Raw genomic sequence first — 1,665 nt, 5'->3', positions numbered from 1 at the left:
AGCGCGCCGCCGAGGATCGCTCCGCCGACACCGCCGATGATCGCGCCGCCAATGGCGTCCTGGGCTGCGGCCTCATGCACGGGCATCGCCGCCGCAACCGTCAGACATGCCGCGATTCCAAAACTTCCAATGCGAAGACCCCGAAGCATGCTCGCCCTCCCTGTGGTGGGGCAGTCATAGCGCCGCACGCGGATTCGGGCCAGACAAATTGCCGGCTCACGGCTCGACCCAGCGCTGCACCGCCTCGGCCGTATCAGCGGGCGTGGTGTTGAAGCAGATCGCGGCTTCCGGGGCGAGGCGATGGACGAGGTTGAGCACCTTCTCGAACAGCACGAGGCGCTCCTTCGGCTCGCGCAGGCCGGCGCCGATCACGATGCAGTCGAAGCTCTCGTCGCGCAGCGCGGCCGTGACGCCGGCTTCCGCGGTGACGTCGAGATCGATCAGGCAGCTCGTGACCTCGAAGCCGAGATCGCGCAGGCGCAACAGCTGCGCCTCGATATAGTTGCGCACGAGCTCCGGCGTCAGTTGCGGGAATGCGCTGTAGTCGGCACTGCCGGGTTCGATGCCGATCGCGAGGATGCGCTTGGCCATGCAGGACTCCTTGCCGAACCGTTTCGCTCGCTAACGGACGGACGGCGGCGCCGGTTCCCTGATGGGCGGTCGCGCCCGCATGCCGGTGCCCCCGAGGATTTCCCATCCAGGTTGTAAGCCATTTCACATGCGACGGACCGGCGACCTGCCAGATTTGCGGGAGATCATGCTGGCGTCACCCCCGGATCACGCCAGCCGGTTCACTTGGCTTACACGAGATTCGATCATTCATTTGCGGAGCGGAAAATGATTTCATTCGAGAGTTTGAAAGCCGAATATGAGCGGAATTGGGCCAGTCTCGAGATCCGGCCCGGCCGTCTCACTGAAGCGAATGCGGTGGCCCGCAAGGCCCTCAACGGCAAGACGACCTATCAGCAGATCGAGCGGTTGACGGGCGTCCCCTGGCACTTCACTGCGCTCTGCCACTACCGCGAGTCCAATTTCGATTTCGACACTTATCTCGGCAACGGCGAGTCGCTGCATCGCGTGACCACCATCGTGCCGAAAGGGCGCGGCCCGTTTGCGACCTTCGTGGACGGCGCCGTGGACGCGTTCAGACTCGAGAACTTCATCGGCGCCCAGGATTGGGGCATCGCGCGGATGCTATTCCGGCTCGAGGCGTTCAACGGCTTCGGTTATCACGCCAAGGGCGTCAATTCGCCCTATCTCTATGGCGGCTCGACATTGTACGGTCCGCCCGAGGCACGGGCCGGAAAGTTCGTCCGCGACCATGTGTTCGACTCCAATCACGTCGATACCCAGCTCGGCACCGCGGCGATCCTGCATGCGATGATGTCGCTGGATTCCTCGATCACGCTGGACGGCAGCCCGCAATTCGCCGGCCGTACCGAGCCGGAGGACGATGTGGCCTCGACGGTCATTCTCATGCAGCAGGCGCTCAACAAGCTCGGCGCCAATCCGCCGCTCGCCGAGGACGGTATCAGCGGAGCAAAAACCAGGGCCGCCGTGTCGCAATTTCAGCAACAGAACGGCTTGAGAGACACCGGGCTTCTCGACGCCGCCACGGTCGCCGCCATCACGCGCGCGACGCAGCAGCCGGGCACCGCCGGGCAG

2 protein-coding genes are annotated in these 1,665 nt (G+C 64.6%); one reads left to right on the top strand and one right to left on the bottom strand.

What is annotated here, in order from left to right:
* Nucleotides 1-216: 216 nt before the first annotated feature.
* Nucleotides 217-591, bottom strand: coding sequence for a hypothetical protein (locus MOV75_RS37025; protein WP_246930474.1), 375 nt, complete (start codon nt 589-591; stop codon nt 217-219).
* Between the two features lie 246 nt (nt 592-837).
* Between MOV75_RS37025 and MOV75_RS37020 the strand changes: the two genes are divergently transcribed.
* Nucleotides 838-1,665, top strand: an 828-nt coding sequence (locus MOV75_RS37020) for a peptidoglycan-binding protein (RefSeq protein WP_247007858.1), incomplete at its 3' end; no start/stop codon positions are given.

Source organism: Bradyrhizobium sp. PRIMUS42 (assembly GCF_023006515.1).
Lineage (GTDB): Bacteria > Pseudomonadota > Alphaproteobacteria > Rhizobiales > Xanthobacteraceae > Bradyrhizobium.
This window is presented reverse-complemented; position numbering and strand designations above follow the sequence as displayed.

Bases quoted from the DNA above. Each gene is read 5' to 3' on its own strand.
- MOV75_RS37025 (WP_246930474.1), bottom strand. From the start codon at position 591: ATGGCCAAGCGCATCCTCGCGATCGGCATCGAACCCGGCAGTGCCGAC.